The following is a 246-nucleotide window of genomic DNA, read 5'->3' on the forward strand; positions in this document are numbered from 1 at the left end:
GCTCTTCTATACGCCTCATCAGCTCGGTGTTCACCGAATGAACGAGCTTCGCAAGGATTCCGTAGAGTACGCTTTTTTTCAAAGACTTGATTTGGCTGCACTCGAATACGCGATGAAGGTCATACTCGTCTGTGATATGTTCCGCGCTCCTTTTACCGAAATTGGAGCCGATCCCAGTCGGTTCGTAACCGTCCATACGGGTGTTTCCTTTCAACCAATAGCGCCAGCAAGCCGCAAAGGCAAGGT

Annotated in this window: 1 protein-coding gene; it reads right to left on the reverse strand. The window is 50.0% G+C overall.

Annotation, left to right across the window (positions count from 1 at the left end; genetic code table 11):
- A partial coding sequence (locus tag SB719_RS21890) for a hypothetical protein (RefSeq protein WP_412159994.1) occupies window positions 1-196 on the reverse strand: 196 nt, incomplete at its 3' end.
- Window positions 197-246: the final 50 nt, after the last annotated feature.

The organism is Pantoea sp. SIMBA_079 (assembly GCF_046940275.1).
GTDB classification, from domain to species: domain Bacteria; phylum Pseudomonadota; class Gammaproteobacteria; order Enterobacterales; family Enterobacteriaceae; genus Pantoea; species Pantoea borealis.